The sequence below is a fragment of the Bdellovibrio sp. ArHS genome, from assembly GCF_000786105.1.
Classification (GTDB): domain Bacteria; phylum Bdellovibrionota; class Bdellovibrionia; order Bdellovibrionales; family Bdellovibrionaceae; genus Bdellovibrio.
Genome location: NZ_JTEV01000019.1, coordinates 61615 through 77469, shown reverse-complemented (window position 1 = coordinate 77469; position 15855 = coordinate 61615). Strand labels below are relative to the sequence as shown.

The 15855-nt window shown below is 46.6% G+C and carries 15 protein-coding genes; 11 read left to right on the top strand and 4 right to left on the bottom strand.

Annotated features, from left to right (window positions below; genetic code table 11):
- Positions 1 to 21: 21 nt before the first annotated feature.
- On the top strand, positions 22 to 1398 hold the full coding sequence (locus OM95_RS11035; RefSeq protein WP_041873688.1) for an energy transducer TonB: 1377 nt from the start codon (positions 22 to 24) through the stop codon (positions 1396 to 1398).
- A gap of 121 nt (positions 1399 to 1519) precedes the next feature.
- Here OM95_RS11035 and OM95_RS17295 read toward each other — a convergent pair whose 3' ends face one another.
- Positions 1520 to 1648 carry a hypothetical protein gene (locus tag OM95_RS17295; RefSeq protein WP_291516163.1) on the bottom strand — a complete coding sequence of 43 codons (129 nt, stop codon included), beginning with the start codon at positions 1646 to 1648 and terminating at the stop codon, positions 1520 to 1522.
- Positions 1649 to 1684: 36 nt separating this feature from the next.
- Positions 1685 to 2509: a hypothetical protein gene (locus OM95_RS11030; protein ID WP_041873686.1), complete on the bottom strand. Its 825-nt coding sequence runs from the start codon at positions 2507 to 2509 to the stop codon at positions 1685 to 1687.
- Here OM95_RS11030 and OM95_RS11025 point away from each other — a divergent pair.
- Positions 2508 to 3614 (top strand): M23 family metallopeptidase, encoded by a 1107-nt coding sequence (locus OM95_RS11025; RefSeq protein ID WP_041873684.1) that lies wholly within the window; start codon positions 2508 to 2510, stop codon positions 3612 to 3614. The two genes, OM95_RS11030 and OM95_RS11025, sit on opposite strands and share 2 nt — an antisense overlap.
- Here the strand turns inward: OM95_RS11025 and OM95_RS11020 are convergent.
- A complete protein-coding gene (locus tag OM95_RS11020) occupies positions 3611 to 4870 on the bottom strand; it encodes a hypothetical protein (protein WP_041873682.1) in 1260 nt (419 codons plus the stop codon). The genes OM95_RS11025 and OM95_RS11020 overlap by 4 nt on opposite strands.
- Positions 4871 to 5022: 152 nt before the next feature.
- Between OM95_RS11020 and galU the strand changes: the two genes are divergently transcribed.
- Genes galU through OM95_RS10995 form a run of 5 tightly spaced genes read left to right on the top strand, consistent with a single transcriptional unit; the run spans position 5023 to position 10864 of the window.
- Positions 5023 to 5907, top strand: a complete 885-nt coding sequence (galU, locus tag OM95_RS11015; RefSeq protein ID WP_041873680.1) for a UTP--glucose-1-phosphate uridylyltransferase GalU — start codon at positions 5023 to 5025, stop codon at positions 5905 to 5907.
- 8 nt (positions 5908 to 5915) lie between these two features.
- A complete protein-coding gene (locus tag OM95_RS11010) occupies positions 5916 to 6764 on the top strand; it encodes a hypothetical protein (RefSeq protein ID WP_041873678.1) in 849 nt (282 codons plus the stop codon).
- Entirely contained in the window at positions 6761 to 8800 is a 2040-nt protein-coding gene (priA, locus tag OM95_RS11005; protein ID WP_041873676.1) for a primosomal protein N', read from the top strand. Before OM95_RS11010 ends, priA begins: the two co-directional genes overlap by 4 nt.
- A gap of 44 nt (positions 8801 to 8844) precedes the next feature.
- Positions 8845 to 9681: a CFI-box-CTERM domain-containing protein gene (locus tag OM95_RS11000; protein WP_041873673.1), complete on the top strand. Its 837-nt coding sequence runs from the start codon at positions 8845 to 8847 to the stop codon at positions 9679 to 9681.
- 55 nt (positions 9682 to 9736) lie between these two features.
- Positions 9737 to 10864 carry an FAD-dependent oxidoreductase gene (locus OM95_RS10995; RefSeq protein ID WP_041873670.1) on the top strand — a complete coding sequence of 376 codons (1128 nt, stop codon included), beginning with the start codon at positions 9737 to 9739 and terminating at the stop codon, positions 10862 to 10864.
- Positions 10865 to 10902: 38 nt separating this feature from the next.
- Here OM95_RS10995 and OM95_RS10990 read toward each other — a convergent pair whose 3' ends face one another.
- Complete coding sequence (locus OM95_RS10990) at positions 10903 to 12240, bottom strand: ATP-binding protein (RefSeq protein WP_291516161.1); 1338 nt, start codon at positions 12238 to 12240, stop codon at positions 10903 to 10905.
- 299 nt (positions 12241 to 12539) lie between these two features.
- Here OM95_RS10990 and rpsB point away from each other — a divergent pair, with 299 nt between their 5' ends.
- From rpsB to frr, 4 genes are all read left to right on the top strand, one after another.
- Positions 12540 to 13475 carry a 30S ribosomal protein S2 gene (gene rpsB / locus OM95_RS10985; RefSeq protein WP_041873668.1) on the top strand — a complete coding sequence of 312 codons (936 nt, stop codon included), beginning with the start codon at positions 12540 to 12542 and terminating at the stop codon, positions 13473 to 13475.
- A gap of 129 nt (positions 13476 to 13604) precedes the next feature.
- Positions 13605 to 14531 carry a translation elongation factor Ts gene (tsf, locus tag OM95_RS10980; RefSeq protein WP_041873666.1) on the top strand — a complete coding sequence of 309 codons (927 nt, stop codon included), beginning with the start codon at positions 13605 to 13607 and terminating at the stop codon, positions 14529 to 14531.
- 1 nt (position 14532) lies between these two features.
- Positions 14533 to 15246 carry a UMP kinase gene (gene pyrH / locus OM95_RS10975; RefSeq protein ID WP_041873663.1) on the top strand — a complete coding sequence of 238 codons (714 nt, stop codon included), beginning with the start codon at positions 14533 to 14535 and terminating at the stop codon, positions 15244 to 15246.
- A gap of 29 nt (positions 15247 to 15275) precedes the next feature.
- Positions 15276 to 15836, top strand: a complete 561-nt coding sequence (gene frr, locus OM95_RS10970; protein ID WP_041873661.1) for a ribosome recycling factor — start codon at positions 15276 to 15278, stop codon at positions 15834 to 15836.
- The last annotated feature ends 19 nt before the right edge of the window (positions 15837 to 15855 follow it).

Sequence of the window (15855 nt, the reverse complement as noted above, 5' to 3'; positions counted from 1 at the left end):
CTTGATAGCACAGGAGTTTTTATGGGTTTTAACTTTGATAATGATATGTCAAACAAAGCTGACAATCAGTTAAGTCTTTTTGACTTTCAAATGCCGAAGACAGACTTTGTTGGCGAAACTCCCAAACAATCTTCCCACGACAATGCCGCTGTCGATTTCGATATGTGGATGCTGGCGCATAAAGAGCCTGAGGTTAGCAAAACCCCTAAGTTCGTAACCCTCTCTGCGGCGGTGCACGCGGCCGCCATTCTGGCTATTGCGATGATGACTGTTCCATTAGTGGAAACAGCGAAAACAGAAACTATCACCATTGAGATCGAAGATGTTCCCGCACCTCGCATGAGGGCCCCTCGTGGAGTTCCCGTTCCCCCAACACAGGGTGGAACTCCGGTACATCAAGACACCCCACTCGTTGAAAAAATCGAGGATGCGGGAAGTCCTGGTGATATCGTCGTCGCAAAACCTGCTGCTGCGGCCAAGGCGAAGGTTGCGGCGAAATCCATTACCAAAGCTCCAGCTCCGAAAGCGACAAAGGCCCCTAAGGCGGCTATTGCTGGAAAGGCGGCTCGCAGTATCGCACCTAAAACAACTTTTAAGGCCGTTCCGATGACCATCGATGATATCGAAGCCCCCGAGTTGGATCAGGGCGAGTTAGCGAAAGTGGCCGTGGCGTCTCATCTCAACGAAGATTTCAATGATGATTTCGAAAGAGTCGATCGCTCTCAAAAAGCAGTTCTTGATAACGAAAAACAGTCTATGGATGCTATGGCGGCCGCACTTGAAGCGGAACAAGATGAAAGTTTAAATGCCCTAGCCGATGCGAACCAAGAGGAAGCGAACCGCTTAGCAGCGGCACAAGATTCTCTTAAACAGAGAAATGCAAAGTCCATTGCTTCCGCCTTAGCAGCGGAAAGAGCGGCGGCCGCCGCAGCCGCTGCTAGACAAGCTGCTGCTCGTGAAGCCGCAGCAAAAAAAGGCGGCCTTGGAGGAAATGGAAACGGGCTGGGCATGAAAGAGGGCGATGGCGCCGGAAATTCTGGCTCCACAGGACCGGGATCGCAAATAGCAGGTTTACCTTCTGGAGTGCGCAGCCTTGATCAACTTCGCCAAATGCCAGGCAATCCTCGGCCACAATACGACCGCGAAGAAAGACGCCGCGGCGATCAAGGCGAGGTGGCTTTTGTCGCTTATATCAATAAGCAAGGTCACGTGTCCCAATTCCGCATGCTGAAATCTACCGGGTTTAGAAATCTGGATACAAAAACTCTGGCCGCTCTTAAAAAATGGCGCTTTTATCCCGGTCAGGAAGGTTGGGTCGAACTGCCTTTCCGCTGGGATCTTAAAGGTGGCCTGCAAGAAGATGGTGGATTGCTTCGCCGAAGTGTCAGTCGTCGCTAAGAAGAGATCATAAAAAAGGGCCCCAACAGGCCCTTTTTCTTTTTTAGAATCAGCAGAAAAACGAAAAGCCCTTTGGGACTCCCTCAGGGCTTAAATCTAAATACTTGAAATAACTAAGAAACTAGTCTTTGAAAAGAGCTTTAGCTGATTTTGTCGTACCTTTAGTGCGCACAGAAGCCTTACGCTTTTTGCCGCTTGTCGTTTTTTTCTTTTCGCGAATGTACTCAGTACGTTTTGTTTTAGAAGCCATGGTATCTCCTGCGTTTTTAACGGAACGAGTTAATTATCAAAATGGAATCTCCAAGTCAACCGAATGGCGATAATCTCCCGAGAATTTCTGGTTTCCTTGATAAGCATAGTTTAAAGCGAATCTAGGGCCTTTAAAGCCCATTCCAGCCGTTAAAAGCTCCCTTTCATCATCTGTATCGTTGGCATATCCGATGCGGGTAATTAGAAAGCGATTCACGTAAGTTTCCAGCCCCGCCCCGAAAAAGGACTCTGATGTGGCGTCCAGACGGAAGCGCATGGCTTCTTTGTAGATATAATTAAATCCTCCCCCCACCGTGGTTTTGTAGCGGATATTTGTGGGAGCGTCTTTATTTTCCCCGAATGCATTGTAAACGACAAGTCCCCAACCAATATAAGACTTCGGCGTATACATAATTCCAATATCCACATTGGGTTGGCGGTACGAGGACTCGGGAAGTTTTTGTTCTATGTAGTGCCCAGTAATTCCGAAGGCCCATTTATCTACGACGAATTCCGCAAGCGACAACATGATGTCACTTTGTTTCATCTCTCCCTGTGTGACATCCGTCGTTCTTTGCACATAACCCAACGTCGCCGGGAACATACTTTCTTCAGTATTGTCACTTAACGTAATCGCAAATTCATCTTCAGCTCCGGAAGCAAAAAAGTATTGCCCACGAAGATGGACTTGCGCTGCGGGATTCAAGAATGTCGAATCACCGACCTCCACCGTCGCACGTCCAGTTCCACCCGTCGCTGCGGAAATGGATGAATTATAAACTTGGGCCAATGCCAGGTTCGCGATAAACTGGACAAGCAAGAAAACAGAAAGTTTTTTTAAGCTCAAAGGATGGGGCAACATGATTTTTCACCTCGCAAGCATCGTGAGTGCATTTATTTTAGCATTCACATCCTATCAATCGGCCCAGGCCGCCGCCAACACTTTTACTGCAAAACCTGTTCGTCTTGGCGACAACCTACTTTCTATACTCCGTCAAAACGGATTTTCTGAAAAAGAGCGCGAACAAGTTCTTGCGGCACACAAAGGACTTCGCAACCTCTTTCTGACCTTGGATACACGATACTTGGTTCGACGCTCCGGTGGCGAAACCGAGCTGCGCATGTTCGACTCCCAAACCTCGCAAGCCTTCCGTATTCAGAAGTCAGCGCAAAAAGTTAGCGCCGATTCTTACAATCCCGAATTTAAAACAACTTTGACCCGCATTGAAGGTCGTGTGTATGGATCACTTTTGGGCAGCATCCTGGCCAAAATCGATTCGAACTGGGTGGCTACTCGGTTTATGGATGCCTACGTTTTTGATATGAAAAACTCCCGCGACGTCGCCCGCGGCGCCCGCTTCTGGTTCACGGTCGAGAAGAAATATGAAGCTGGGCAGTTTATAAAATATGGAGAAGTTCTGCAGACTTCTTTGGATATCGATGGCGCTCCAGTTCAGAAAAAATTCATTCGCTACAAAGACGGCGGCGTTTTCTTCAATGCCCAGGATCTGCTGGAAGACCGTCCCTTCTACGCGCCGGTTGAATACATCAAAGTGGCAAGTCGCTTTAAACCCAACCGCCTTCATCCGATCACGGGGCGTTTGCAGCCTCACCTAGGCATTGATTTCGAACTTCCTGTCGGCGAACCAATCTATGCGCCACGCAAAGGAATTGTTGTGCGTTACGGGCACAATCACGCGGCCGGTAATTATATTATTCTTCTACACTCTAACGGAATGGAAACAGCCTACAACCATCTTCATCGCATCGACAAACGCATTCGTCGCGGACTGGCGGTGAAGGCCGGCGAAAAGATCGGCGAAGTGGGGTGTACGGGTTATTGCACACGTGCCCACTTGCACTTTGCTGTAAAGAAAAAGGGTCGAATGGTCGACCCTGTGAAATACATTAAACCTTTTCCGCCCCAAATGGAGGAGCTCTTAGAGTCACGCGTCGCTAAAAATTAGTCGCGTGTGCAGACAGTGATATAGTGCATACACTTACTGCTTGGGATCGCGCCGGTATAGGTACCGTTCGTCCTAAAACATTCTTTCGTGGTGTCGTATTCGACTTCCGCGAAGCCCTTGGCCGCCATATTTTCTTCTTTATAGCAGGACACTCCGCCCTTAGGCACAACACAGCGGTAAGTGACATTCACATCCCACTGATCGGCGCGAAGATGGCGGCGCATAACCGCCAACTCTTGGCGAATTGAAGAGTTGGCCAAATCACTATAGGTATGCTCTGGACAATAAGTCGCCCGATCTTCTTTGCGAACAACCCGATACGCGCGGTTGCAATTCCAATTTTTCGCTCCGACACCGGAACCTGAAAGATCGGTTTCAAGAACTGACGCTAATACACGTTTAGGATTTCCGGAGTGCACACCCGCCGCTGACGAGCCCGGCACAAAAGAAAGTGAATACCCTTTCCCATAAGCGGATTTTACAGGATATGCCGTACTTGAAGAGCGCACTTTGTAAATTTCGGCGTTGTCAGCCATATAAGTGAGTGCCAACACACCCGAAGACATGAAGATGTTACGATATTCTTCTGCCAACTCTTCGCTGGCATTGAAACTCAAACCTGCTTCCATCACGCGGTATTCCGAAGAGAACGGAAAATAATTTGCCGTCACACCCTTCGTTCCGAAAGCATCCATAACCAAACTGTCGGTCAGATTACCAACCAAAGGAACAATGTCCGTCCACAAGACGACGTTGCTAGTCGCTGTATAGACGTCAGTAAGGCTGTTTTTCACGCGGATGGCAATGTTTGCAACAGCACCATTATTGGCAGGAGAATCCGCCAGATATTCTTTGTACTGATTTTCAGTCAAAGCGGGCTCAGGATAAACAGGCTTAAAGTTTTGATCTGCGTAACTAAAAAATTCATCTTTCAATTTGATTCCGCCGGAAGAGTACGAACCGACCTTGAGGGAAGTAAAGGCCGTGTTGCTTCTTAAGCTTGTGTCCGCGCAGGAATTATAAGTAATGGTGTCGATCGTCGACTCAAAGGCGAAAGGAATCCCCGAGACCTTGGCGGCCGTGGATTCACCATATTTTGCAGCTAACGCAGCATCTGACATACCCGAGTCCAGAGTACTATCTAGATCCGCATCAAAGCCCGCTTTGCCGCAGTTTTGAAACGACACTACGAGCACAAACGAGGCTAGGATGCCTCCTGCTGCACGCCATGCCGTTTTATTCAAACGTACTTTCATGGATTACTCCCCCAAATACAAGGCTATCACACAACTTTTCGGTAGATTTACTAAAAATAACAAGGATTCTCACTCTGAAACGGGCCTTGTTTTAATAAAGCCGGACTTCGTTAAGACTTGTCTTAAAGTGAAACGTTTGAGATCAATAGAGCATGCCTAAAGTAAAAAAAGCCATCATACCCGCCGCAGGACTTGGAACACGATTTCTTCCCGCAACGAAGACAGTTCCTAAAGAGATGCTCACGATCGTGGACGCTCCCATCATCCTGTACGTGGTTGAAGAGGCCGTTCAGGCGGGTATTGAAGATATCGTGCTTATTGCCGGTCGCTACAAGTATGCGATCGAGGATTTTTTTGATACTTCTTACGAGCTTGAAGACAAACTTCAAAAAGACGGCAAAGAAAAATTGCTTGAACGCGTGGTTAAGATTCGCGACAAAGCCAATATTATCAGTATACGTCAGAAGCACGCTTTAGGCTTGGGACATGCCGTTCATTGCGGTCTTCCTATCATTGGCAAAGAACCTTTCGCCGTTTTACTTGGCGACGAAATCACCATGGGATTTCATGGGCAACCGAATGTCACATCCCAGCTTGTTCAGTCTTTCGAGGAAACAGGAACATCCACTATTTCCGTGATGAAGGTTTCTGATAAAGATGTTTCTAAATATGGCGTCGCCGAAGTTGAAGACACCCAAAAGGGCTACTTCCGAGTAACATCCTTGACTGAAAAGCCAAAACCCACAGAAACAACAAGTCGCTGGGCTTTGCCAGGCCGCTATGTCTTCGACAATCACATTATGGATATTCTTCAGAATGCCAAGCCTTCGCTGAACGGAGAAATTCAGTTAACCGATAGCATGAAAGTTCTTTGTAAAGAAAAGGGCTTGAATGCGATGACGTTTACCGCCGAACGCTATGATGCCGGCGACAAGCTGGGCTATCTGCAGGCCAACATTGAGCTTGCTTTACAAAATCCCGAGCTTGGACCCGAGTTGAAAAGTTATATCCAACAGCTTGCGCGAAAATTGAATTAGGAATTTCTATGAAAAAATTAATTCTTTTACTGTCTTTTTTGCTTTCGACCTCAGCCTTCGCCTACATTCCCCCGACGCGCACAATTCTGCAAAAAACCGTGGAAAACGCCGGCAGTGGTATTTATGCGATTGAGCAGGAAGTGCAATTTTCCAATGGCGATGAAACTTTGTCGGTCAAAGAGACTTGGCTGATCGACAGTGACCGTACAATGCGCTTAACGGTGACCGGTGGCAAAGATCTGCAAAACAGTTTCCGCCTGCAATACCTTTATAACGGCGGACAAAAGTGGAGCATGATCGGAAACACTCGTAAAAGCGAGAAAGTTCCCGATGATTTTCTGGAAAGATACTTGAACTTCCGCAATCCAGAAATATTCGCAAATACTTTGGCGCATTTTAAGATTATTCCGACCACGGCCTATAACAAAAAGGCCCTGCCTCGCACTGGTGCGGAAATTAAGTATGAACCTGAAACTTGGGTTCGCTATTCACGCACTGGCGGCGTGGTCAACTACGCCCTGGGAATTCCGACGCCTGTTGAAAAGGAAATCAATTATCCAGGATTGTGGATTGAGCAAGACCAATTTGTCGTTCGCAAACTTCGTCTGCCAAGCCAGGTGGAAATGAGTGCTGACAACTACAATCAGTTTGCAAAAAATCTTTCCTACCCGCGCGCGCGCACTATTCGCTGGGGTAATAACACAGTGACTATTCGCCTAATCAGTGCTTCCGCCCGCCCGCAAACAGCGGTCAGCCTCTTCCAGCCTTCCTCTTTGGATACTAATCTGAAGTGGGACGGCATTGACAGTCTTCCCGCAAAAGACGTCGTCACGGAGTTTTACACGAGGTTTAGATGAGTGATGTCCAACTGTGGAGAGTGGCTGTCGACGCTCCTCTTCCAGAGGCTTTGACGTACAGCTTTGCTGAACCCTTAAATCGCGGCCAGCTTGTCAACGTGCCTCTTGGCCGTCGCAAAGTAAAAGGCCTTGTTCTAGGGCCCACGGATAAAGTTCCTGATTTCGAAATTAAAAGCATCGATTCTATCGATGAAGAGTACAAGCCCCTTCCCGAGCCCTTTATGAAGTGGCTTGAATGGCTGGCGCAATACTATATCCATCCGATTGGGCAGGTGGCGCAGTCTGCTTTTCCTCCTCTAAAAAAAACCGAAAAACAGCGACAATCCAAACGCCCTCCGGTCATTCCCCAGTTGGAAAGCGATACGAATTTAAATTTGACCGATGAACAGCGCACCTGTTTTGAAAGCATTTCTCAGCATCAGAATTTTTCTACTCACCTGCTTTTCGGCGTCACAGGTTCGGGAAAAACCGAAGTCTATCTAAGACTTCTGGAAAAAGTGCTGAGCGAAGGCAAAAGAGGCCTGGTGCTGGTTCCTGAGATCTCACTAACCCCTCAACTGATTCAAAGATTCGCGCGAAGATTTGGCGACAAGATTGCGGCCCTGCATTCTCAACTCACCGATCGTGAGCGCACCAATCAGTGGTGGGATATCGTGGAGGGACGAAAATCCATACTTATTGGCGCCCGCTCTGCTCTGTTCTGTCCGATTGATAACCTAGGGCTGATTATCGTCGATGAAGAGCACGAACCCAGCTTCAAGCAAGACGAAAAGTTGAAATACAATGGCCGGGATGCCGCAGTCATGATGGGAAAAATGATGAATTGTCCCGTCGTTTTGGGTTCCGCCACGCCAAGTTTAGAAACCTGGAAAAACGCGCAAGACGGTAAATACCATCTGCACACACTTCGCAACCGGGTTGCCAACCGTGCTTTGCCAGATATCGAAGTCATTGACTTAAGAAAGCAGAAGGACGACAGCGAACAGCAGAAGAAGATCATCGAAAAGTATTCGCACCTGCCCTTTTGGTTAAGCCCACAACTTTATGAACGAATGCATGAAGTCCTGGATCGTGGGGATCAAGCTGCTTTGTTTCTGAATAGACGGGGAATCGCACAGATGGTGGTTTGTCCCGCCTGCGGCCACACGCGCGAGTGCCCGAACTGCGATATTTCTTTGACCTTACATGCTCATTCCCATCTGATCTGTCACTATTGTGACTATCACGAAAATTTCAAAACAAAGTGCCCGGATTGCAAAGAGGGACATTTGGAAGCCATTGGACTGGGAACTGAACTTGTAGAAACAGATCTTGCTCGTTTGTTCCCTGGAAAGATCATTGCCCGCGCGGACCGTGATGAAATTCAAAGTCGTGCTGACCTGGAAGATTTAGTACAAAGAATGGAAACTGGCGACATCGATATTCTGGTCGGCACACAAATGATCGCGAAGGGTTTGGACTTTCCAAAGCTGAAATTGGTAGGACTGGTTTTGGCAGATGTGGGCTTCAATCTGCCCGACTTCCGCGCCACAGAAAGAAGCTTCCAATTGATCACGCAAATGAGTGGCCGAGCGGGACGTCACGTTCAAGAAGGTGAAGCTCCAGGACTCGTGATCATTCAAACTTTCAATGCGGAACATGACAGTATCACTTTCGCTCGCAACCATGACTTCGAAGGTTTTGCGCAACACGAACTCAATATCCGCGGACAACTCAGCTATCCTCCGATTGGACGTTTGGTGAGCTTCCGCATTCAAGGCACTCATTTAGGAAAGGTCGAAGAGACAGCCGGACTTTTAGCGAGGCGCGCGCATGCTTTGAAATCTCAGTTTCCTCAGTACAACTCCATCGAGGTTTTAGGGCCTGCAGAAGCACCCTTATCGAAGTTAAGAGGACAATTTCGATTTCATCTCCTTATAAAAACGACTCAGGTTGCGGCGGCAAATCCCTTTTCAAGACAACTTCTGGGTGACCAAGAATGGGTTCCTTCCGGCGTAAAAATTTTAATCGATATTGACCCAATGAGTTTGCTTTAATTCCCACACTTTCCTAATATGGGAAGTTAAGGAAGTCTTGATTCATGATCCAATGTCCTCGCTGCGGAATACAAGTTACTGAACTTCATCCGGTAGATGCTGAACTTATTACGAAGTTACAGGCTGCCGGCGAAAGCAATTTGCCTCCACAGGTTTGCGCAGGATGTATTTCTGATTTGCGCAGAACAGTAGCCTCTAGCAGTGGGGGAATTCTGATGGCGCAAGAGCGCGCCAAAGAACAGCACCGCTTACAACTTTGGAAAAGCCGCGTGATGCTGATTAAAAAGGCCCGCATGTGCATGAGTCAGAAGCTTTATTCAGAGGCGGCCGTTGCCTACGAAAAATATTTGAAAATTTTAGACATCGTCTTCGACATAAAAAAAGGCGAACGCCTTAAGCCCGAAGCTTTCAAAGACAGTGCGCGCACGACTGAACTGACAGTGGTCGCCTCGGTGTATTGGGACTTGATGCGAATCTACGATACGCACGATAAATATGCAGAGCGCATGAGCAATGCCGCCAAACAACTGGCAATGTTTATTCAGTTCACGCCAATTTATCCAGACATCATTCGCAAAGCTGAATCTTTTCAGAAAACCGCGCGCAATCCTCAAATTGTGAAACAATTTTTGAAGATGTCGGACAAAGAGCGACCTCGCTGTTTTATTGCCACAGCGGCTTTTGAAGATCCCCAGTCCGCAGAAGTCATGATTTTGCGAGCTTACCGTGACTTCACACTTCGCCCCACGAAATGGGGCCGTAAATTTATTGCCATTTACTATAAGTTCTCTCCTCACATTGCTTGCTTACTCGATAAGCAACCGCATCTGAAACCCGCAGTCAGAGCAATTCTCCGACTTTTGATTAAATGCGTTAGCTAGAATTCCTTCGCTTTGATGCTTGCAAACCTGCCACTTTTTAAGGGAATGTATTTGCATGGCTCATATCTACGATTATGCAATTATTGGAAGCGGTTTAACTGGCCTTAGCATCGCAGCGGCACTTAGTCGCGAAACGAAAAACATCGCTCTTCTTGAAGGTGCTGATGTTCCATTCGGTGTGAACAAGAAAGTGAATTTTCCCACCGGCCCCATGAACAACGGTCTTCGTTTTGTTCCAGACTCCGTTCTTTCCGAAAAGGCACTACGCTTTTTAGAAAATCTTTTAAACATGAAAGTGGTAGATACCGCTTCAGAAGAAGCTCCGATCACCTACGAATCGGGCGGCTTTAAAACATTCCTGGGTTTTGGCGACAACCCGCCTGCTTTCTATGAAGAGCTTGCATACTTCACTTCCAGCAAGCGTTTGGATTTGGCGATGGAGCCTTTCGAATGGACTCAAGCCCTGTTTGAAAAATTCCAGGGCGAATTTATGCCCCGCTCGTACGTCACAAAGTTTCATCAAGAGGGCGAAAAAGTCACTCACGTGACGATCAACGGGTCAAAAACCTTGCACGCACATAACTTCATCTTTGCGGGAACCGTGAAAGATCTGGCACTTCTTCTACCGGAAGATGCTATCTCTATTCGTGCTCGCTCGAAGCTTGCAAAGAATACTTATTGGACGGCTCTTTGCCTGGATCTTTGCCATGCAAAACCCGTCACGGATTCCACAGCAATGCACATCCTTAACGGCACGACTCAGGATGAAATTGGGCCTTGTGCAGGTCGCTTCCTGCCTTCAGTGGAAACTGAAAACGGACCTTTGCAGGCTTCTCAGTGGATGACCTTCATTGAACAAGAAGTGACCGAGGATTCCGAAGTGGTTGGTATGGCTTTGAAGAAAATCAAACGCCAAATTAAGCGGGCATATCCAGAAGCATTGGATAATCTGAAGTTGGAAAGAATTTTTGTTGCGCCTATTATTGCTGGCAACGGTGATATCAAATTGAGCGCCAATATGACTATTCCGGAACTTGAAAATCTTTGGATTGCTTCAGCGACTGTCAACGAACAAAAGAATCTTGTCGGCTCTTTGCTTCAGGCAGAAATGATTGTCGCTTCTTTGGGCTTCAAAGTGGAAACTCTTGACGAGACTTCTTCTTCAACAGAAGCAGCTCTCTAAAAAGCACGGTTCCTTTTCTAAAGAAGGGAACCAGCCTCTTATGCGTCTTCCAATGGCAATGAGAAGGAAAATGTCGTTCCTTCTCCGTAGTTGCTTGAAACGGAAATCTGTCCGCCCATAATTTCGATCAAGTTTTTTGAAATCATAAGACCCAAACCCGTGCCGCCGTATTTGCGCGCAATGGAAGGGTCCTCCTGATAAAAACTGCGAAACAGCTTCTTGAGGTTTTCCCGTTTAATTCCGCGCCCCGTATCGCTGATATGCCACGAATAGGTTTTTGCAATGCAGTCTTTCTTCACCTCAATACGCACCCGCCCCCGTTCTGTGAACTTCACAGCGTTCCCAACAAGATTCATAAGAACTTGTCGCAACCGGTGCGAGTCTCCCACGGCTTGGGCCGGAATATTTTCATCGATGTGAAGCTCTAAACTCAGTCCCTTTTCCTGACATTTGATAAAGAATATTTTCTGAATATCGCTGTGCAGCTCCTTCACATCAAAAAGATGAGAGTCCACCTGCAGCAGACCATTTTCAATTTTTGAGACGTCTAGAATGTCATTCACCAGATGCAGAAGGGAATCAGAGCAACGATGAATGGTGTTTACGTATTCTTGCTGTTCTTCATCAAGGGACGTATCTCTTAAGATATCCGAAAATCCCATAATGCTATTCAGTGGCGTGCGGATTTCATGACTGACGTTACTGAGAAAGCTGGATTTTACGGAAGCCAGTCGCAAAGCTTCTTCACGCGCCTGTATCATCTGAACCTTCGAAATCGCCACATCGCGAAGTTCCGTACGATGGCGCTGAATTCCAAGCATCAGGACAAAGTTTTCAAAACCAATCCAGGCTGTATGTTCGATCCATCTCCATTCGATCCCCGCACTCACCCCATAGATCGACATCGGCAGCATAAATCCACGAAGCAGATGATCGATAATCACGACGGAAGACCCCAGCCACAACACGGGCACATCCATGTAAAAAGCCAGCGCCGCCAACGAGACAAAGATATGGAAATGCGATTCGATTCGTCCGCCAGTAAGATAGATTATAAGGGTCGAAAATAGCATTTGCCCTAGGGCGACCACATAGCGAGTCACCTTTTCTCCGGGAAGCTTCAAAGCCCCATAGATAGGGGGAATTGCAAAAAGAGCCCCAAAAAGGAGCCCAATTAACGCATTTTCTTTTGATCCGCTTAACTGCCCAAGCCATGTACTTGGGGTCACAAAGGCCCCCAGCAGAATGCAGCCAAGCCATTGAAATCCCATAAGATATGCAAAACCGCGATCTACGCGGGCGCAGATCTCATCGGTCTGATCACTGAAGATTTTCTCCACATCATGATGGAGTCTTGGATCGTCTTGTACTTTCATTCCCTCTCGCTTACGTTCACAAATAACGGGATTGCTTGAGCTATTTATCGGATCCAATTCGCCGCGTCTAAACATTTCTTAATGTGGCTAAGTTCGAATGTAATCCTCGCGTCTCAAAGGGAGAGTCCTTGAAAGACTGCTTGCGTGCTATGCCACCCTGTGATATCCCCAAACTCCAAACAATAAGCACTCGTAGGCATTAACTGGTCCCCCAAAGTACTGAAAAAGGGGGTCTTCCGGCGAAACAAAATAAGCTGGCTCTACCTGCGGGGACGAATAACCAGAAAGGAAGTACTGCCATGGCACAAGTGACCATGAAAGAAATGTTAGACGCTGGCGTCCACTTCGGACATCAAACTCAGCGTTGGAACCCAAAAATGAAACCTTATGTTTACACAGCTCGCGGAGGCATTCATATCATTGACCTTCAAAAGACTGTTGTACGCGCTAACAAAGCTGCTGACTTCGTAAAAGAAATCGCTGCTAACGGTGGTCGTTTGATCTTCGTTGGAACAAAAAAGCAAGCTATTGAGCCTATCCAAGAGGCAGCTCAAAAATGCGGTCAGTACTACGTAACTAAGCGTTGGTTGGGTGGTATGATGACGAATTTCGAAACGATCAAATCTTCTATCGATCGTCTTCGCAAAATCGACACAATGAAAGAAAAAGGCGAATTCAACTACCTGACTAAGAAAGAACGCGCGAAGCTTGAAAAAGAATATCTTCGTTTGACTGAGTTCTTGTCTGGTATCCGTGACATGAAGGAAATGCCATCTGCTATGTTCGTAGTAGATCTTCCTAAAGAACACATCGCTGTTGCTGAAGCAAAACGCTTGGGCATCCCTGTTGTTGCTATCGCTGATACAAACTCTGATCCAGAGTCTGTTGAATACGCGATCCCTGGTAACGACGATGCGATCCGCTCTATCAAATTGTTCGCAAACCTAGTTGCTGAAGCTTACCTAGAAGGTGCTAAAACTTGGGAACAAAAACTTCGCACAATGACAGACAAACAATCTGACGTTGCTAAAGAAGCTTCTGAAGGTAAAGAAGAGGCTCCAAAACGTCGTGGTGCGGGTCCTCGCGTCGGCGCGAAAGAAGCTCCTAAGAAATCAGCAGGTCCTACAGTTGTTAAAGCAACTAAAGGTCGTAAACTTGTTGCTGCTGGTACAGCAGAAGAAGTTGAAATCCAAGCTGAGCTTGAGAACAAAGAAGACGATACAGCGGCGGAATAATTCCCCTGTAATTGAAATGAAAAAGGTGGCCTAGCCACCTTTTTCATAAGTGCCGCATCCATAAACGGGCTTTCGCGGCTCTTCGTGTTTGATCGATTCGTTTAAAAATCTATTGTAAGGAGACTCCTAATGTCTATTTCCGCTACTCTTGTTAAAGAGCTAAGAGAAAAAACAAATGCAGGTATGATGGATTGCAAAAAGGCGCTTGAGGCGACTTCTGGCGATTTCAATGCTGCTGTTGAATGGTTGCGCGTAAAAGGTCTTGGCGCTGCTGCAAAGAAAGCTGACCGTATTGCTGCTGAAGGTACCGTATTCGCACAAGTTGTGGGCAACACAGGTATCGTGGTTGAAATCAACTCTGAAACTGACTTCGTTGCTCGTAACGACGGCTTCAGAGCTTTGGTTGCTGACGTTGCTGAACACTTGGTTAAAACAACTGCAACTGGCGATGTTTTAGAACACGCTTACTCTAAAGATCCTTCTAAGAAATTGGCTGATCTTTTCACTGAAGCTACTGCGACTATCGGTGAAAAAATCGTTCTTCGCCGTTCAGAGAAGTACACAGCTGCTGCTAACACTTTGATTCACACTTACATCCACGGTGAAGGTAAAATCGGCGTATTGATCGAAGTTGCCGCTTCTAAACCAGAAGCTGTGGCGAACCCTGCTTTGAAAACTTTCGCTCAAGACGTTTCATTGCATATCGCTGCTATGAACCCAATGGCTATTTCTTCTGACCAAATCCCTGCGGAAGTTGTTTCAAAAGAAAAAGAAATTTTGACTGCTAAAAACCTTGAATCAGGTAAAAAACCAGAAATGATCGAAAAGATCGTAGAAGGTCAAATCCGTAAGTTCTTGGCTGAAAACTGTTTGATGGACCAAGCTTTCGTTAAAAATCCAGACATGAAAGTGTCTGATTTGGCGAAAACTGTTGGTAAAGAGATCGGTGCTGACGTTACAATCAAACGCTTCGTACGTTATGAATTGGGAGCTGGTATCGAGAAGAAGTCCAATGACTTCGCTGCTGAAGTTGCAGCTCAAATGAAAGGACACTAATTTGAAAGAGCCTGTCTATAAACGCATTTTGCTAAAGTTAAGTGGTGAAGCTCTTGCTGGAAAGCAAGGGACTGGGATTAGTACAGCAACGATTAAACAAATCGCACAAGACGTAGCAGAGGCTTATAAAGCAGGCGTTCAAATGGGTATCGTCATCGGTGGCGGTAACATCTATCGTGGTGTTGCCGCTTCTGCTGAAGGCATGGATCGCGCCAGCGCCGATTACATGGGTATGCTGGCGACTTGTATCAATGCTTTAGCCCTTCAAGACGCCCTTGAAAAAGAAAACGTTCCCACCCGCGTTCAAACGGCCATTGAAATGGCTGAAATCGCGGAGCCTTATATCCGTCGCAGAGCCATTCGCCATTTAGAAAAAGATCGCATTGTGATTTTCGGTGCAGGAACCGGCAATCCTTTCTTCACGACTGACACTGCAGCTTCTCTTCGCGCTATGGAGATCAATGCTCAGGTCATCATGAAAGCGACAAAAGTCGACGGAATTTACGATAAAGATCCTGCAAAGCATGCAGATGCAAAAAAATTCGATAAGATCAGCTACATTGATGTCCTGAACCGCGGTTTGCAGGTGATGGACTCGACCGCGATCAGCATGTGCATGGACAATAAACTTCCAATTATCACTTTCGACCTTACTCAGCCAGGCAACATCCTAAAAGCTGTTCAGGGTGAAAATATCGGAACATTGGTTCACTAACCAAACGATAGAGCAAAAAGGAGACAACTATGTCAGTCGCAGATGTAAAAAAGAATGCTCAAGCAAAAATGGAAAAGACTTTGGCGGCTTTGGGCGAAGAGCTTAAAAAGATCCGCACCGGTCGCGCTCAAGTATCTATGCTTGATAATATCCGCGTGAACTACTACGGCACTCCATCTCCTCTTTCTCAGGTGGCATCTATTTCAACACCAGATGCAAAATCTTTCCTTATCGCTCCTTGGGAAGTTTCTATTCTTAAAGATATTGAACAAGCCATCATTAAATCTGAGTTGGGCATGGCGCCCATGAACGATGGTAAAGTGATCCGCCTTAAAGTTCCTGATCTTACTGAAGAGCGCCGTAAAGACTTGGCAAAACAAGTTAAAAAAATTGCTGAAGAAGCACGCGTCGCTGTTCGCATGGCTCGTCGTGATGCCAATGACGAAGTTAAAAAACTTCAAAAAGATAAAGCGATCAGTGAAGACGAAGGCAAAAAAGCTGAAGCTGATATTCAAAAAGTGACTGACGATTTCATCAAAAAAGTAGACCAAGTGGCTGATGAAAAAGAAAAGTCTATTTTGACTATCTAATTAGCTTTTTAAAATTGGT